Annotated in this window: 15 protein-coding genes; 2 read left to right on the top strand and 13 right to left on the bottom strand. The window is 67.7% G+C overall.

Annotation, left to right across the window (positions count from 1 at the left end):
- Nucleotides 1-284: 284 nt before the first annotated feature.
- The 4 genes from HMA55_RS02445 to eccCb all read right to left on the bottom strand — a co-directional run bounded on the left by HMA55_RS02445 (nucleotide 285) and on the right by eccCb (nucleotide 5,287).
- Nucleotides 285-569, bottom strand: coding sequence for a WXG100 family type VII secretion target (locus HMA55_RS02445; RefSeq protein WP_181191474.1), 285 nt, complete (start codon nucleotides 567-569; stop codon nucleotides 285-287).
- Nucleotides 570-579: 10 nt separating this feature from the next.
- The gene (locus HMA55_RS02440; RefSeq protein WP_181191473.1) at nucleotides 580-891 is read right to left on the bottom strand and encodes a WXG100 family type VII secretion target; all 312 of its coding nucleotides are present in this window, start codon (nucleotides 889-891) and stop codon (nucleotides 580-582) included.
- A 101-nt stretch (nucleotides 892-992) separates the two neighbouring features.
- A complete protein-coding gene (locus HMA55_RS02435) occupies nucleotides 993-1,880 on the bottom strand; it encodes a type VII secretion-associated protein (protein ID WP_181191472.1) in 888 nt (295 codons plus the stop codon).
- On the bottom strand, nucleotides 1,877-5,287 hold the full coding sequence (eccCb, locus tag HMA55_RS02430) for a type VII secretion protein EccCb (RefSeq protein ID WP_181191471.1): 3,411 nt from the start codon (nucleotides 5,285-5,287) through the stop codon (nucleotides 1,877-1,879). The genes HMA55_RS02435 and eccCb overlap by 4 nt, the downstream gene beginning before the upstream one ends.
- 129 nt (nucleotides 5,288-5,416) lie before the next feature.
- On the opposite strand from eccCb, the gene eccD reads away from it, so the two are divergent.
- The gene (gene eccD / locus HMA55_RS02425) at nucleotides 5,417-6,721 is read left to right on the top strand and encodes a type VII secretion integral membrane protein EccD (protein WP_181191470.1); all 1,305 of its coding nucleotides are present in this window, start codon (nucleotides 5,417-5,419) and stop codon (nucleotides 6,719-6,721) included.
- Between the two features lie 2 nt (nucleotides 6,722-6,723).
- The gene (locus HMA55_RS02420; protein WP_181191469.1) at nucleotides 6,724-7,854 is read left to right on the top strand and encodes a S8 family serine peptidase; all 1,131 of its coding nucleotides are present in this window, start codon (nucleotides 6,724-6,726) and stop codon (nucleotides 7,852-7,854) included.
- On the opposite strand, the gene eccB is transcribed toward HMA55_RS02420, so the two are convergent.
- The 9 genes from eccB to infA form a co-directional block, all read right to left on the bottom strand.
- Nucleotides 7,790-9,004 carry a type VII secretion protein EccB gene (gene eccB, locus HMA55_RS02415; protein ID WP_181191468.1) on the bottom strand — a complete coding sequence of 405 codons (1,215 nt, stop codon included), beginning with the start codon at nucleotides 9,002-9,004 and terminating at the stop codon, nucleotides 7,790-7,792. The two genes, HMA55_RS02420 and eccB, sit on opposite strands and share 65 nt — an antisense overlap.
- A gap of 37 nt (nucleotides 9,005-9,041) precedes the next feature.
- Entirely contained in the window at nucleotides 9,042-11,159 is a 2,118-nt protein-coding gene (locus tag HMA55_RS02410) for a DUF6541 family protein (RefSeq protein ID WP_181191467.1), read from the bottom strand.
- A 48-nt stretch (nucleotides 11,160-11,207) separates the two neighbouring features.
- Nucleotides 11,208-12,038 carry a tRNA pseudouridine(38-40) synthase TruA gene (truA, locus tag HMA55_RS02405; protein WP_181191466.1) on the bottom strand — a complete coding sequence of 277 codons (831 nt, stop codon included), beginning with the start codon at nucleotides 12,036-12,038 and terminating at the stop codon, nucleotides 11,208-11,210.
- Nucleotides 12,039-12,138: 100 nt separating this feature from the next.
- Entirely contained in the window at nucleotides 12,139-12,660 is a 522-nt protein-coding gene (gene rplQ / locus HMA55_RS02400) for a 50S ribosomal protein L17 (RefSeq protein WP_181191465.1), read from the bottom strand.
- Nucleotides 12,661-12,706: 46 nt separating this feature from the next.
- Nucleotides 12,707-13,720, bottom strand: coding sequence for a DNA-directed RNA polymerase subunit alpha (locus HMA55_RS02395; RefSeq protein ID WP_181191464.1), 1,014 nt, complete (start codon nucleotides 13,718-13,720; stop codon nucleotides 12,707-12,709).
- 132 nt (nucleotides 13,721-13,852) lie between these two features.
- Nucleotides 13,853-14,458 carry a 30S ribosomal protein S4 gene (gene rpsD, locus HMA55_RS02390; RefSeq protein ID WP_181191463.1) on the bottom strand — a complete coding sequence of 202 codons (606 nt, stop codon included), beginning with the start codon at nucleotides 14,456-14,458 and terminating at the stop codon, nucleotides 13,853-13,855.
- A gap of 27 nt (nucleotides 14,459-14,485) precedes the next feature.
- Entirely contained in the window at nucleotides 14,486-14,887 is a 402-nt protein-coding gene (gene rpsK, locus HMA55_RS02385; RefSeq protein WP_181191462.1) for a 30S ribosomal protein S11, read from the bottom strand.
- Between the two features lie 3 nt (nucleotides 14,888-14,890).
- Nucleotides 14,891-15,259 (bottom strand): 30S ribosomal protein S13, encoded by a 369-nt coding sequence (gene rpsM, locus HMA55_RS02380; RefSeq protein WP_038613680.1) that lies wholly within the window; start codon nucleotides 15,257-15,259, stop codon nucleotides 14,891-14,893.
- 174 nt (nucleotides 15,260-15,433) lie between these two features.
- On the bottom strand, nucleotides 15,434-15,652 hold the full coding sequence (infA, locus tag HMA55_RS02375; RefSeq protein WP_019193979.1) for a translation initiation factor IF-1: 219 nt from the start codon (nucleotides 15,650-15,652) through the stop codon (nucleotides 15,434-15,436).
- Nucleotides 15,653-15,748: the final 96 nt, after the last annotated feature.

Here is a 15,748-nt window from a genome sequence, read left to right as displayed (position 1 = left end):
TGACTCCTTAAAGTCTGTCTAGATGGCTGCCGGCCAAACTTCGCCTGCCCCTCTGCGCATGCCGGCGGCCGGTGGAGACCCGAACAGCGCATCCAGCGGGACACACAAGGGTTACACCCTACGACACCTGCTTCTAAAAGCAAAAAAGCGCCGCCGCAGGTGATCCCCCATCACCTGCGGCGGCACGTCCCCCGTCCCCCTGTGTTGTTGCGCCGCCGGATGCGTGGCCGAGCCCGTCCCCCGATGAAAACGGCCCCCGCACCCTGCGACGCAAGTCTTGTTGGCTAGCCCCAGCTGTTCGCGGCGGCGTTGTTGACGGCCAGCATGGTGGTGTTGCCGTCCTCAACGGTTTGCGCGATCTGGGTGAGGATCTGGTTGAGGTCCTCAGCCGCCTGGTCCCACTTGGCCTGGTGCGCCTGGTAGGCCGCGGCGGCGGTGCCTTCCCAGGTTTGCGCCATGGGCTGGAGCATCTGCTTGAGCTCTGCCAGGTCGCCGTTGATGCGGGAGGCGGAGGCGCGCATGTCCTCGGCTGCGCCGGCGATCTGCGCGAAGTCGTACTTGATCTGCATGGTCTTCCCCTTAGAGTGCGAGCCCGCCGGCGAGCTGGCGGAGGCTGTCGGTGTTGGTGGCGTCGGTGGTTTCGTAGTGCTTGGCGTTGTCGCGGATGTTGACTGCGATGGCGCTCAGCGCCTCCGACAGCCTGCGCTGGGCGTCGTCGTACCTTGCCATCAAGTCGTCGAAGCTGCGCTGGGCGTTGCCCACCCAGTAGCTGCGTGTGGCCTCGGCGACCTGCTGGACGCGGTCGATTTCACGGTTGACGTCCGCGTTGGTGTCGTCGGTACGGTCTGCAGCGGCGCGCATGACTTCGGCTTCGGTTGCGAACTGCTCCATGTTTCCCCCTCGTTTCTGTGTTGGGACGGACAACTCTTTTCGCTGTCCGTATATCTGACTGGCGTAGGGCCGATTCGGTTCCCTGAGTTCCAAAAATTTTTTTACGGCCCCACGTCAGCCCCCTTGTATGCGGCGGATTCCATGGCCATCCGGCAGGTGGCGCGTTGCACCACGGTGGGTTCGTGGCGTGTGTGGCAGCCGACGAACAGCTGCGCCGCACCGTCCGGCCATGTGCGCCAGAGTGACTGCGAGCCGTCGCCCGCGCGCTCGAGGTAGGTCACGGACACACCGTCGGTGTCCACGAGTTCGACTTCGGGGTCGGCCTCAATGTCGGCGAGCAGCTGCTCCGCCATCGTCTGCGACGGCAGCTGGTAGAGGTGTTCGACGGCGATCTGGAGCCGGAAGTTCGGGTCGTCGCCGGTTGCGCGCCACATGCCCTCGTCCGCTTCGAGCGCGAACCCCGCGGGCAGCTCCACGCTCAACCCGTCTTGTTCGATGCGAACGGTGGGGCTTTCGCCTATCGACGTCTGCTCCGCCTCCCCCGGCGGCGGAGCGTCTTCGGCAACCGGGGCGGGCGCCGATGCAGGCGCCCCTTCCGCGGCGGGTTCTGCATCGTCGCCTCGCGTCTGCACCCAGATCACCCCGGCGCACACCAGGGCTACGACGGCGACAACCGCGGCGATGATCCACGCGTTCGACCGGCTCTGTGGTTCGTCGGGTACGGCGCGGAAAGTGTCCGTGGGCGGGTCGTGAAGTAGGAGCTCTTCGGTGGTCAGTTCGATGTCGTAGTCGGCGAGCGCGTGCGTGAGCTCGCGCAGCCGCTGCGGGTCGGCGGCGATGTGCACCTGCGCTCCGGCGGGGTCGGGGCCGAGCACGCTGCGCACGGTGCTGGCGATCTCGCGGCTGGTGGGCGCGTCGAAGCGGTGGACGTTGGCCGCGCCCGTGATCACGGTTGACGCGTCGGTGGCGGTGATGCGCAGGTCGGTCATGGTGCCTCCGGGAGTTGGACCGTGCCGCGCGGCTCGCCGCGGACCCACGTGGCCCGGCCGGGTTGCTGCGGGCTTGGGCGCACGCCGAAGATCGCGCCTTCGTCGCGGGTGCCGTCCATGACCAGCACGTCCGGGTGCAGGTCTTTGAGTGCCGTGAGGAAGGGGCCGAACAGGGCGCGCGAGACCCCGCCGAACTTGCGCGCGGCCACCACGTGCAGGCCGATGTCGCGGGCGTGCGGCAACAGCTCCGCCAGCGGGCGCAGGGGGTCCTCGCCGACCAGTTCGTAGTCGTCGATGATGAGGTACAGCTCCGGGCCCTGCCACCACGAGCGCTCCTTGAGCTGCTGCGGCGTCACGTCCGCGCCCGGCAGCCGCGAACGCAGGGTGACGGCCAGCGATTTCGCTGCCTCGGTGATCGCGTTGGTAGACGCCGCGTAGGCGGCGACCATGTCCTCGCGGGCGCGGCCCAGGTGCGCCCGGCGCGGGTCCAAAATCACCATGCGGGCACGCTCACGGCCCATGTGCTCGACCGCGACGATGGTGCTCGCGATGAAGGTGGACTTGCCGCACCCGCCCGCGCCGATGGCCAGCACGTGTTCGGAGGCGTGCACCGGCTCGAGGTTGGCGCCTCCGATGCCGAGGGGGACCCGGAGGCCGTCGAGAAGCGAGTGCACATCGACGACCCCCGGCAGCACCCGCAGCTTCGGCACCGGCGCCTGGCCCGAGTGCGCTGCAAGGTGGGCGATGTCCTCGCCGCTGGTGAATGCGAGCTGCACGGTCTTGCCGTCCGGGGTCACACCGCGGCCGGGGACGGCGGGGAGCTTCTCTTGCTGCTTGCGGTCGATGAGCGAGTCCATCGGCTCGGTCAGCCGCAGCTCGAGGCGGGTGCCGATGAGGTCGCGCACGTTCGGGCGGATCGCGCTCCAGCGCTGGGTGGTCGCCACCAGGTGGATGCCAGCGTCGGGGCCTTCGGAGGCGATGCGGGCCAGCGGCTCGCGCAGGTCGTCCTCGAGGGCGTGCCAGCCGTCGACGACCAGCATGGTCGGCCGCGGCGCGTCGAGAATCGAGGTGACCTCGTCGATCACCCGGCGCGTACGCTCGGTGTCTTTCATGCTTGCCACCCCGGCGACGTGGGGAAGGGACTCGAGCTCGGGCAACTCGCCGATGACGTAGACCGCAATCCCGCTGCCCAACTGGGTCGCCACAATCGAGCGCACCGCCATCGTCTTGCCCGTCTGCGGCCCACCCGCGATGGCGACGTGTCCGCCAGCGGCGGAAAGGTCGAGGTGAAACGGGGTTTGGCGCTGTTTGTAGGGCTCGTCAATGAGCCCGAGCGCGCCGGCAGTCTGCGACAGCGGGATGCGTTCTGGCAGCGGCGGCAGCCACACCTGGTGGGCGCCCATCCCGCGGGCGGTGGCCACCTCCGCCGCCTTGGCCACAACCTCGTCGAGAAGCGTGGTGGAGCTGTCCTCCTCCACGTAGGCGGTGGGGGCGAGCTCGAGCTCGGTGCCGGTGAAGATGCGGACCTGCTGGTCTCCCCGGTGCTCGACCACGGTGCGGGTGAGCGGGCCGGAGACGTATGCGGCGCGGAAGCGCACGAGGTCCATGCCGGCCTTCAGGTAGCCGGAACCTGGTTCACCGGGCAGCTCGTACGCGTCCGGCACGCCAAGTACCTGGCGTGACTCGCCCGCCGAGAACGTTTTCAATCCGATGCGGTAGGACAGGTGCGAGTCCAACCCCCGCAGCTTGCCCTCCTCCAATCGCTGCGACGCCAGCAGCAGGTGCACGCCGAGCGAGCGGCCGAGCCTACCCACCGCCACGAATAGGTCTGCGAAGTGCGGGTGCTGGGTGAGCAGCTCCGTGAACTCGTCCACGATGATCACCAGCGACGGCAACGTGTGCCCCGCCTTGGTGTACTCCGTGATGTTGGCGAAGTTGCCGGCGGCGCGCAGCAGTTCCTGGCGCCGGTTCATCTCGCCCGAAATGGCGTCAAACATGCGCTCCACCAGCACCGCTTCGTCCTCGAGGTTGGTAATCACGGCGGCCGTGTGCGGCAGGGACTCGCAGCCTAAAAACGTCGCGCCGCCTTTGAAGTCCACGAGCACAAAGTTCAGCTCGTCCGGCGAGTGCGTCGCCGCCAACGCCACCACAAGCGTCCGCAAAAGCTCCGATTTACCGGAGCCCGTCGCACCGATGCACAGCCCGTGCGGGCCCATCCCTCCCAGTGCCGCCTCCTTCAAATCCAGGTACACCGGCTGCCCGTCCGGAGTTTCGCCGATGGGCACGGTGAGTTTGTTTCGCACCCCAGGCCACATGGTGTGGGCATCCAACGCGTCAATGTCCGGGACACCCAGCATCGACAAGAAATCCCCGCCGGTCTCCGCCGAGCCCTCCGGGCGGCGGTAAAAGCCCAGGTGCCGTGCCACAAAATCCGCTTCCGGGTCCGAAAACGGGTCCGGGGTGCCGAGGGTCTCCACCCCCTGGGCCGTCACCGCCTCCAAACGCTGCCCGCAGATGAGGTGGAACGCGTCCGGGTCGACGAAGAATTCCGGGTCGTCGTGGATGGTCACCACGCAGTCGGCGTCGGTTGGGGTGGGGGACCTTTGGCCGTCGATAAGCAAGATGCGAAACGCCCCCTCGGAGCGCGAGTGCGGCAACCACTTCACCCACGCGAACGGCGCGTCGATGCTCACGTGCTCCGGGCCGTAGAAAAACGCCAGCTGGCAGACGATCGAGCGCGCCACGTCGCGCGCGGCGGGGCCTGCGAGGGTGATGGCGGGAAACGCGTCGAGCTGTACCAGCATCGGCATGCCCGGCACGGTGCTCACGGCCGCGACGGTGCGTCGCAAGCTCACGGCACACACCGGGTCCAGGTCCTCAGGGCTGCCCGGGTCTTCCACCTCCACCGGTGTGCACAGCGCGCCCGCTCCGGTGCCCAGCCGCACCGTCGGCGCCCCCGCGCGCTCCCACACCCGCTCCACCGGCACAGCGGCGACCAGCTCGCCCGGCGCGGGGTGCAGCGTGGTGGCGTGCGTGCGCTGCTTGGCGGCATTGGCTCGCGCGGTCTTCGCCAGCGCGTCCAGGTGACGCAGGTACACGCGCCGCGTCTCGTCGATGTCGCCCTGCTTGTCCTGCGGGTTGATCATTCCGGCCAGGCCAAACAGCATCATCAGCGGGAAAATCAACATCATGGGGCTCACGGCCCGGCCGGACATGGCCATGAGCACCATCACCGCGCCGAGTGCCACCACCATCACCACCGGCAGCAGGATCTTCATCACCGGCTGCGCCTGCTGCTTCTGCGCCGCGGGGACGGGCTCCGCGCGCAGGCTTCCGGCCGGCGGTGGCGGGATGTCTGGTGCGCCGACGGTCGGTGCGAGCACCTGGTCGTAGTCAAGGCCTAGCAATGCGATTCCCCCCTTGGAAATTGCGCCGCAGTTCCCCCGAACTGTGGACGTGCTGCGAATTGTAGGCCATACTGTGTCCCGTTGCGCGGCGAATGGGGGCCGCGCCCAGACATCGGGGGAGATTTTCCGTTGGTTGCCACGTCTGCGCACCACGTTGTGCGCGTCACTGTCCGCGTGTCCGTTGTCGCATTCCACCGCGACATCGATGTCACGTTGCCCACATCATCCACCCTGGCAGAGGTGTTGCCGGAGCTCGCGCGCCTGGTGGAGCTGCCGGAGGTGCACCGCCCGTGGCAGGCATCAACCGCAGGCGGGGCACCGCTCGACATGCACACGCCGCTGTACGCGCTGAAGCTTCACGACGGCGCTTCCGTCGCCCTCCACCCCGAGGAGCCCACCGCTCCGCCTGTCGTGCGCGACGCCGCGGATTCCCTCACCGGGGTGGCGCAGTCGGCGCGGCAGGTGCGCGGGCTGGACGCGGCGGCCACGTGTGCCGGGCTGGCTGCGGCCGTTCTCGTTGCCCGGGTGTACCTGCCGTGGCATCTGGCGCTGGGGGCGGTGGCACTCCTCGCGCTGGCCGTCGCCTCCGCGGGCCGGTCGCGCCCGGGATTCGCGGCGGTGCCGGTGCTGGCCGGGCTCGCTGCGGGGGTGTGGGTGGCTGGCGCGGGCGGCGGCGCGGTCAGCGTCGGCCTCGGTGCGCTCGCGGCCGCACTGACTGCCGTCGTCGCGGCGGGGGTCGGTGTGGTGCTGCGGCTGGCTGGCCCCGCACTGGTGGCCTATGTCGTGGGCGTGAGCGCGCTTAGCGGCGTCGGCGCGCTGGGGGCGTGGCTTCCCGGTCCGCTGGCTGCCCCCGCCTTAACTGTGCTGGCCGGGGTCCTTGCTGTCATGGCGACGCCGGGCATTGCCACCCGCGCCGCAGGGCTGACGGTGCCGCGGGTGCCCACCGCCGGCGAGGAGTTCGACCGCTCCGACGACTACCAGCCAGACGTGGATGCCCGAAGCGCGGACGCCGCCACGATCGCCTCCGCCATCTCCGCGGCGATCGCCACCTGCTGCGTGCCCGCCCTCCTCTGGGTTGGCCGCGCAGGCGGGGTGTGGCCGTTTGCGCTGTGCCTGACGGTGGCAGGGGCCCTGGTGGTTTACGCGTCGCGCCACCACTGGGCCCTCCCCCGGGTGTGCTTGACCTCAGTGGCGCTGGCCGCGGTGGTAGCCGCCGCGGCTGCCGCCGCCCACCTCGGCCACCCGGCCGCCGTCGCCCTGGCGCTTCTCGTCGCGCTGTCGGCCGCCGCCACCGTCGTGTGGGCACCGCGGGTACCGGACCTCGAACCCACCACGGTGGTGTGGTTCGAACGTGCCGAGATCGCCGCCACCATCGCGGTGATCCCTCTGGCGGTGCACCTTGCAGGCGTGTTCGACATGATCAGGGGGCTGTAGCGATGCGTTGGTTACCGGCCCTCGCCGTGCTTGCCTTGTCGCTGACCCCCGCACCCGCCCGCGCCCAGGACGTGGCGTGCGCAGTGCCGGCGCTCGTGGAGAAGCCGCCCGCAAACGATGACATCGCGCAGCTGCGGCGCTTCGCCACCGGCGCCGGGGTACGGGTGGCCGTCATCGACACCGGGGTTTCACCCCACCCAGAGATCGCGCACTTGCGGCCGGGCCGCGACTTCGTGGCCGCGGACGCCCTCCAGGACTGCGACAACCACGGCACCGCCGTCGCCGGCATCATCGCCGGGCGCACCCTCGGCATCGCGCCGGAGGCGGAGATCCTCTCCGTGCGCCAGACCTCGGCCCACTACCGCGACGCCGAGACGGGCAACCTGGAGACACTCACCGATGCCATCCACAACGCACTCGACGAGGGCGCGGGCGTGCTCAATATCTCCGTCGTGTCGTGCCTGGAGCCCGCGTTCGCGTCGCGTATCGACGCCTCCGGCATCACCGCCGCCCTGGCCCGCGCCGAAGCGCAAGGCGCTGTCGTGGTGGCCGCCGCGGGGAATACCGGCTCGGATTGCCAACCCGGCTACGAGGTGTTTCCCGCCCGCTTCCCCACCGTGCTTGCGGTGGCGGCGCGTGCCGACAACCACACCATTGCCCCCTACTCCCTGGCGGCGGAGCTGTCCGCGCCCGGGGTGGTGCCAGCCGCTCTCGCACCCGGCGGCTGGGCCGAGGGCACGCTGGTAAACGACGGGGTTCGCCCCTACGCTGGTACGAGCTTCGCCACCCCTGTGGTCAGCGGTACTGCGGCCCTGCTGCAGTCGCGCTACCCCGGCATCAGCCCGTCCCACGTGCGCGCCCTGATCACCGCCTCGGCCCAGCCCGGCGGCGGGGCAGTCGATCCCCTGGCAGCGCTGACGCAACTGTCCCCGCAGGAGGTGGAGCCGCGGCCCGCATTACGGGTGCGCGCGGTGCACGGGAACGCAAACCCAGCCGTGTCCCGGCTGGGCTTCCTCGGCGGCAGCGCCCTGGTGCTCGTAGCGCTGGTCACCGCAGTGAGTTCGGGGCTTAGTACGTGGCGGTCAGGGCGGCGTCGCGAGTCAGCTCCGCACCTTCCGGCAGCAAGGCGATGATCTCCCACGGCACCTGCTCCACATGCGTCGCGCCCACCGTCTCCAAGACTGCGGCGTCCGGGGCGCTGTGGCGCAGCCCGTTAGCAGAAACCACGTGGTAGCCGTGGCCCGAATCCACCCCCACCGAGCCGTTATCCAGACCCGCGAAGTGGGTGGCCACAGACGCGCCGGACAGCTCAATGCCTTCGGGGAGGTCGTCGACGAACGCGCCGCCGCGGCCCTGGTCCACACAGGCGCGGTGCGGCTCCACCCACCTCGGGCGCTCGTTAGGCAGGCGTAGGTCCTCTGCCCCGTCCGGGTACGCGGCCAACTCTGCACGGGCGGCTGTCGAGCTGCGCGCGCCGGCGTCGAGGAGTATCTCACGTTGCGTCGGGGTAATCGGCTGAATCCGACCGCTCAACAGCGCCCAGGACTGCCCCTCCGCGTCGATGATTCCCGGCAGCGGCGCGGGCAGAGCCGCCGGCGGAAGCTCGTTCAGCGCGCCGATGACCTGGGGCGGCGGGCTCCACCGCGGGGTGTCCGGGCCAATCCCGAGCGCGCGACGCATGACACGTCCCTCTGGCGTGGCGGCGTCCGGCAACAGGCGTCGACCCTCCGAAGTCACCAGCCACTCCCGGGTCGTGTCGGCGGCCAAAACGGCGGCGTCGGCAGGCAGCGGCTCCGGCGCCTCCCCCGCGACCACCGTGATGGTGTCCACCCCGCACACCGACCAGCTGGCCTCGGGCGCGTCCTCGGGCGCGAACATGCCCGGTGCGGTGACAATGCCCACCGGAACACCGCGCGGCAGCGCTGCGAGGCGCGCGTCGCCGATGCGGGCGGGCTCCGCGGCCTCGTCCGCGATCAGGCGCGCGGACGCCAAGTTGGTCACCGGGTGCGCCGCCTCGCCCACCCGCACATACAGCGTGCCGTCCGCCGCACGGAAGATGGGGGCATCGCCCGGATCCGCGTTCGGCCGCATCCAGGCGAACAACCCCATCACCCCTGCGATCATGGCCACGGCCGCCGTGCCGAAAATGGTCGCGCGGCGCCGAGCTGCGAGCGGATCGTGAATCATGCGGATATCACCGAAGATCAGACCGTGCTCCATCCGCCGGCGCATGAACTTGTGCCCCGACACTTGGGCGCGCGTAGTTGGCAAAAGCTTCGCCATGACAATTCCCCTCCCCCGAGAACAACTGGCGCAAAGCTTACTGGGTAGCGCCCACCTCCGCGAGCGCAAACAGCTCGTCGGAGCCGTGCTCCTGGCCGTCCTCGACCATCTCCTGCAGCTCCGCCTCACTGAACTGGCTGTTCACCGCAAAGATCACGGTTTTGCCCTTGCGGTAGACAGGCGTGACGCCCTCGGAGACCCAGAAGTCGCGCAGCATCTCGTACGGCGGATATTGGTAGTTCCAGAACGCGCCGGGGCTGAGCAGGAAGAACTTCACGTTCAGGTTCTCCACGGCCTCGTCCGCGATGTTGCGCTCCCCCTCGCCGATGAAGTCGGCGTTCCAGTACATGATGTCCGTGTTCGTGCCGCGCCCACCGTTGGGCCACAGGTAGTGGCGGTTCAGGGTCGGCACGCCGTTGTAGGCGTACATCCAGGAGTAGCCGTCCGCCGGGTCGCCGGCGGTGAGCCCCTCCCAGGCCGCGGGCTGGGTGGCCAGCCAGTCGAAGGCAGCCAGGTCGTCGGCGTCCACCATGCGGTCGGTCGTGCGGGCGGAGGCGTATGCCCGCTCGGCCCCGTGGTCGGTGTGCTCGCGGATCATCGGGATCGTCGCAGAGGCGACGACGCAGGCGAGGACGATGGAAGCGACAGCGGAGACACGCTGCCCTTTCGCGTACCGCTTAGCGACGGGCGCTGCGGCCACCAACCTGATCCCCGCAGCCACCGCGATGGCCGCTGCGGCTGTCACCGCCATCACCACCGGCATGATTAAGCGGTGGCCCGTGCTGTAGTGCAGGTTGCCCACATGCGCTAGAAGGTCGCCCCAAGCGTTGTCGAATGGGTCGAGCGCATTCGCGGTAACCGCCAGCGAGACCGCGTAAAACAGCACCGGCCACACCTGCCGCCGCCACAGCAGGCACACTAGCGCCCCGGCACCCGCGAGCCAGAGCAGCACCGTCGGATCATAGGCCGGGAAGAACTGCAGGACATGGCGGGTTTCCATGCGGAAGGCTGTGCCCCACGCGCCACCGGCACTCAACGTCTCCTCCGGGCGCCAGGATGCGACTTCCTCAGCCTGCGCCGAACCAGCCAGCACCTGCGGCAGGAACAGAATCACGCCGGTGGCAGCGGGGAGGGCAATCCACACGGTGTCACTCACCCGTGAGCGATCAGGAGCGACGAGGGAGGACGTCAGCCAGTACAGCGCTACCGCGAGCACCACGATGGTCACCGCCGCCGGATGCACGCACAGTACCGATAAGAACGCGAAGGAGGCGGGCAACGCGCTGGACCGCCGACGCGGCACCGTGATCAGTATCCACGCCACCGAACCGGTCAACGCCACGGAAAACAGGTAGGGCCACATGCCCACGTAGTCCGGGATCCACAGCAGCTGCGGGGCAGCGTAACCCATCACTGCGGCCAGTGCCGCCGCGATTTGCGCAGTCAACCCCGTTGAACGCATGAACGCAAAAACAAGGCAGGCCAGCGTGACTGACAGCGCAACGGCGGGTAGCACCGCGGTGGCGATGTTCAGCGCGGGGATGGGGTCCAGCCCCGCCGCTTCACCGAACAGCGCAATGCCCGCGTGGTAGGCGGACGGGTAAAACAGCTTCAGCTGGCTTTCCACGTTCTGTAACTCACCCATCCGGGTGGCGGACGCGATCCCGTCGTCCATGATGAAGCGAACCAGGTTGGCGTGCCACTGCACATCCCAGCCCTGCACGATGTTGGACACTCCGTTGGGCAGCCGCTCCAGCCAGCGCAACCTCTCCGCAGCGGCCATGTATGCACCGACCCCGGCGCCGACTGCTGGCAGAACCCAGTAGGGGTCCGCGATACTGCCCTCACGCGACATCCCAGGAAACAGGGCACGGCGCCAACTCACCGCGCCCCGGCGCCGAGCCCGCCGCGCGAACGCGTAGCGCCACGCGCCAGCCACGAGGAGTGCGGCCACGACGCTGACGCCGAACGTCCAGAGGTTGAACGGCGCACTTGTCAGCCCCCAAAACCATGAGGCCACGCCGATGATGCCGAACGTGACCGGCAGCGAGGTCGCAGCTGCCCCCGGGGCTTTCATCCCGGACACCCACGACACGAAGAAGCCGGGCAGCGTGAAGAACAAGACGGCAAACCACGCAGCTGCAGCTGTGCTCATGGCGCCTCCCTATGCAGATGCCGCTCGCTCTCTTGTGACCCAAGCATGCTACATCTCGCGCCTTGCTCTGGTTGCTTCGGCGCGCGCCGCCAACTCCCCCTCGGGCGGATAATCCACCCCCACCAAGGTCAATCCGCGTGCAGGTGCGAGGGGGACTTCGGCGGAGCGGGCGTCGAGAAGCAAAAGCTCCTGCGGCCACCCTGCGCCGCGCCTGCCTTCGCCCACGGTGAGGCAGGTGGCCACGAGCGCGCGGACCATATTCCAGCAGAACGCGTCCGCGGTAATGCGCGCCTCGTAGAGCGTGGGCGACACTTCCGCCCAGGTGAAGCTGTGCACGTCGCGGATGGTGGTCGCGTGCTCCTTCGGGCGGCAGAACGCCGCGAAATCGTGCAGGCCGACGAGAGCGTCGGCACACGCCTGCACCGCCTCCAACTCGACGGGCTTCGGCCAGACAGCCGTGTCGCGCGCGCGGGTCGGCAGCGCGCCTGCGGGGTGGGTGGTCACCCGGTACAGGTAGCTCCTGGTCAGCGCCGAAAACCGCGCGTCGAATCCTGCGGGGGCCTCGCGTACGTCGACAACGCGGACGTCCTCAGGCAGCAGTTTGGCTAAACGACGCACCAACCGCCCCGGGTCCCCCTCTATCGAGCGCTGATTGAGCGCCTCGGCCGGAATGTCCGTGTGCGCCACCTGCCCGGAAGCGTGCACCCCCGCGTCGGTACGCCCGGCGACGGTGAGCCGCACCTGCGACCGCAGCACTAGGGACAGTGCGTCCTCGATGGTCTGCTGGACGGTGCGAAGATCCCCTTTCTGACGCGCCCAGCCGTGGAAGTCAGTGCCGTCGTAGGCGATGTCCAAGCGCAGGCGCAGCGTATCGTCCATGGCCACGCATTGTATCGACGGGTTTGACAGACACAGCACAGCGCCCGGTCGCACTGGTATAGCAGTGCAGCCGGGCGCTGTAAGCGGAGGTAGTGAGCGTCTACTTCTCCTCTGCGGTCTCCTCTGCCGGAGCCTCCACCTCAGCGTCAGCCGGGGTGGTCTCCTCGACAGCGGTCTCCTCTGCCGGAGCCTCCTCCGCCTGGGCCTGCTGGGCCTCGCGGGAAGCGGCGGCGCGGGCGGCGCGGGTTGCCTCCGTGGACACCGTCTCCTCGAGCACCAGGGAAATCTGGGTCATCGGAGCGTTGTCGCCGGCGCGGTTCTCCAGCTTGATGGAGCGGGTGTAGCCGCCGTCGCGGTTCGCGAACTTCGGCGCCAGCTCGTTGAACAGGTAGGTCACGACCTCCTTGTTCGGCAGCTCGGCGAGCACGGCGCGGCGGTCAGCCACGGTGCCCTTCTTCGCCTTGGTGATCAGCTTCTCAGCGTACGGACGCAGCAGGCGAGCCTTCGCGTCCGTCGTCTTGATAGCGCCGTGCTCGAACAGGGCCTGGGCCAGGTTGGACAGAATGTGCTTCTGGTGGCCGGCCGAGCCTCCGAGACGGGCGCCCTTCTTCGGGGTAGGCATTTTCGTACTCCTCGTGTGCGGTTAGTTGAGCGCGTGCTCTGTGGTGTTACTCGGTCTCGTCCGCGCTGGTGTCGACGTAGTCCCCAGTCTCGGCGTCGTAGCCCTCGATCTGGGTCGGATCGAAATCTTCCGGAGCATCCTTGAGGGTCAGGCCAAGGCTTGCGAGCTTGATCTTCACCTCGTTGATGGACTTCTGGCCGAAGTTGCGGATATCCAGCAGGTCGCTTTCGGTGCACTCTGCGAGCTCACCGACGGTGTGGATGTCCTGACGCTTCAGGCAGTTGTAGGAGCGAACGGAGAAGTTCAGTTCCTCGATCGGCGTGGAGTACGCCGCGATGTACTCGGTCTCCTGCGCCGACGGGCCGATCTCGATGCCTTCCGCCGCGGTGTTCAGCTCGCGGGCAAGGCCAAAGAGCTCCACCAGGGTGGAACCGGCCGACGCGAGCGCGTCACGCGCGGTCATCGAGTTCTTGGTCTCTACGTCGATGATGAGCTTGTCAAAGTCGGTGCGCTGCTCAACACGGGTCGCCTCAACCTTGTAGGCGACGCGGGTCACCGGCGAGTAGATCTGGTCGACCGGGATACGGCCGGCCTCACCACCGGAGTTGGGCATGGCCGGGACGTAGCCGCGGCCGCGCTCGACGACGAGCTCCATCTCAAGGCGAGCCTGCTCGTTCAGGGACGCGATGTGCAGATCCGGGTTGTGGATCTCCACACCGGCCGGCGGCTCGATGTCGCCCGCCGTCACGTCGCCTGGGCCCTCAACAGCAAGCTGCATGACAACCGGCTCGTCCGAGTCGGAGGACAGCACCAAGTCCTTGATGTTGAGGATGATCTCCGAGACGTTCTCCTTCACACCGTTGATCGTGGTGAACTCGTGAAGCACACCATCGATCTTGATGGACGTCACCGCCGCGCCCGGGATGGACGACAGCAGCGTGCGACGAAGGGAGTTGCCCAGGGTGTAGCCGAAACCAGGCTCGAGCGGCTCAATGATGAACTTCGAGCGGTTGGTGTCGATGTACTCCTCGGTCAATTCAGGACGCTGAGAGATGAGCATGAACTTCTCCTTTGTCGGCTCCCGCTATTTGAAGCCGGTAGGAATGGATGTTGGGAAAATTCCGAGCCCAGTTGACGCCGGAAGTGACGGTGGCCAGCGTCGACAGTGCGCGGGGTGAAGCAAACGGCGAGTTTACTTCGAGTAGAGCTCGACGATGAGCTGCTCCTGCAGCGGCACGTCGATCTGAGCGCGCTCGGGCAGCTGGTGCACGAGAATGCGCAGGGTATCCGGAACGACCTGCAGCCATGCCGGGACGACGGCGTCAAGCAGGTTGTCCTGCGCCTCTTCGAACCAGAGCATGCTGCGGGACTTGTCGCGGACATCGATGATGTCGTACTGGGTCACAGCGAAGGACGGCACATCGATCTTCTTGCCGTTGACGGTGAAGTGACCGTGGGAGACCAGCTGACGTGCCTGACGGCGGGTCTTGGCAAGACCAGCGCGGTAGATCACGTTATCCAGACGAGACTCCAGGAGGATGAGCAGATTGTCGCCGGTCTTACCCTGGCGGCGGTTAGCTTCCTCGTAGTAGCGGCGGAACTGCTTCTCCATGACGCCGTAGGTGAAGCGAGCCTTCTGCTTCTCCTGCAGCTGCAGCAGGTACTCGGACTCCTTGATACGGGCGCGGCCAGCCTGCCCCGGGGGGTAGGGACGGCGCTCGAAGGACATGTCGCCGCCGACGAGGTCGACGCGGAGGCGACGGGACTTACGGGTAGCAGGGCCGGTGTAACGAGCCATGTTTCTTTACCTCTTTTCCTTTCAGCCTTAAACGCGACGACGCTTCGGCGGACGGCAGCCGTTGAACGGCTGCGGCGTCACGTCGGAGATCGAGGACACCTCCAGGCCGGCAGCCTGGAGCGAACGGATTGCGGTCTCACGGCCGGAGCCCGGACCCTTGACAAAGACGTCAACCTTCTTCATGCCGTGATCCATCGCCTTGCGGGCAGCGTTCTCAGCGGCCATCTGCGCGGCGAACGGCGTGGACTTGCGGGAGCCCTTAAAGCCGACGTGGCCGGAGGATGCCCAGGAGATCACGTTGCCCTGCGGGTCCGTGATGGACACGATGGTGTTGTTGAAGGTGGACTTGATGTACGCGTGACCAGCGGCCACGTTCTTCTTGACGGCGCGGCGTCCGCGACGCGCACCGGAACGAGTCTGAGGAGCCATAGGTTACTTCTTCTTTCCTGCGATGGTCTTCTTCGGGCCCTTGCGGGTGCGCGCGTTGGTCTTGGTGCGCTGGCCGCGGACGGGCAGGCCACGACGGTGGCGCATGCCCTGGTAGGAGCCGATTTCAATCTTGCGGCGGATATCTGCCTGCACCTCGCGGCGCAGATCGCCCTCGACGGTGTAGGAGGACTCGATCGCGTCACGCAGAGCAGCAAGCTGATCGTCGGACAGATCGTCCGTGCGCAGGTCCGGAGAAATGCCCGTCTTCTCGAGCAGTTCCTTGGATCGGGTTGCACCGATGCCGTAAATGTAGGTGAGAGCGATCTCCATGCGCTTGTTGCGCGGGAGATCCACACCAGCTAGACGTGCCATGAGGTACGTGCCTTTCGGGTTGTTACGGTGGTTTTCTCCCCACCCGTCCACGCCAAACAACGCTTTGTCCGGACCGTGCCGGAGAGTGGGTTGTGGTTACGCGCGGCTCCGGCCACCGTGGCCAGAGGTGCACGATCCGCCCTCGAGCGGATCTGGGTGAGGAGGCTGAAGTGCTTACTTGTAGCGGTAGGTAATACGCCCGCGGTCCAGGTCGTAGGGAGACAGCTCCACCACGACACGGTCCTCCGGGAGGATGCGGATGTAGTGCTGGCGCATCTTCCCACTGATGTGGGCGAGAACCTCGTGCCCGTTGTCCAGTTCGACCCGGAACATCGCGTTCTTCAGGGGCTCGACAATGCGGCCCTCAACCTCGATTGCGCCTTCTTTCGCCATACACTCCACTTCCTACGCCGCCTGGAAAGTGCAGGCAGCAGACGTTTTTACCGATACAAACGGTGCCTACCACGTATTTGTGGCAACACCGTTTGA

Source organism: Corynebacterium wankanglinii (assembly GCF_013601005.1).
Lineage (GTDB): Bacteria > Actinomycetota > Actinomycetes > Mycobacteriales > Mycobacteriaceae > Corynebacterium > Corynebacterium wankanglinii.
Note: the sequence above shows the minus strand (reverse complement) of the source record. Positions and strands in the feature narration are given on the sequence as shown.

Bases quoted from the DNA above. Each gene is read 5' to 3' on its own strand.
- HMA55_RS02445 (WP_181191474.1), bottom strand. From the start codon at position 569: ATGCAGATCAAGTACGACTTCGCGCAGATCGCCGGCGCAGCCGAGGAC.
- HMA55_RS02440 (WP_181191473.1), bottom strand. From the start codon at position 891: ATGGAGCAGTTCGCAACCGAAGCCGAAGTCATGCGCGCCGCTGCAGAC.
- HMA55_RS02435 (WP_181191472.1), bottom strand. From the start codon at position 1,880: ATGACCGACCTGCGCATCACCGCCACCGACGCGTCAACCGTGATCACG.
- HMA55_RS02420 (WP_181191469.1), top strand. From the start codon at position 6,724: ATGCGTTGGTTACCGGCCCTCGCCGTGCTTGCCTTGTCGCTGACCCCC.
- eccB (WP_181191468.1), bottom strand. From the start codon at position 9,004: ATGGCGAAGCTTTTGCCAACTACGCGCGCCCAAGTGTCGGGGCACAAG.
- HMA55_RS02410 (WP_181191467.1), bottom strand. From the start codon at position 11,159: ATGAGCACAGCTGCAGCTGCGTGGTTTGCCGTCTTGTTCTTCACGCTG.
- truA (WP_181191466.1), bottom strand. From the start codon at position 12,038: ATGGACGATACGCTGCGCCTGCGCTTGGACATCGCCTACGACGGCACT.
- rplQ (WP_181191465.1), bottom strand. From the start codon at position 12,660: ATGCCTACCCCGAAGAAGGGCGCCCGTCTCGGAGGCTCGGCCGGCCAC.
- HMA55_RS02395 (WP_181191464.1), bottom strand. From the start codon at position 13,720: ATGCTCATCTCTCAGCGTCCTGAATTGACCGAGGAGTACATCGACACC.
- rpsD (WP_181191463.1), bottom strand. From the start codon at position 14,458: ATGGCTCGTTACACCGGCCCTGCTACCCGTAAGTCCCGTCGCCTCCGC.
- rpsK (WP_181191462.1), bottom strand. From the start codon at position 14,887: ATGGCTCCTCAGACTCGTTCCGGTGCGCGTCGCGGACGCCGCGCCGTC.
- rpsM (WP_038613680.1), bottom strand. From the start codon at position 15,259: ATGGCACGTCTAGCTGGTGTGGATCTCCCGCGCAACAAGCGCATGGAG.
- infA (WP_019193979.1), bottom strand. From the start codon at position 15,652: ATGGCGAAAGAAGGCGCAATCGAGGTTGAGGGCCGCATTGTCGAGCCC.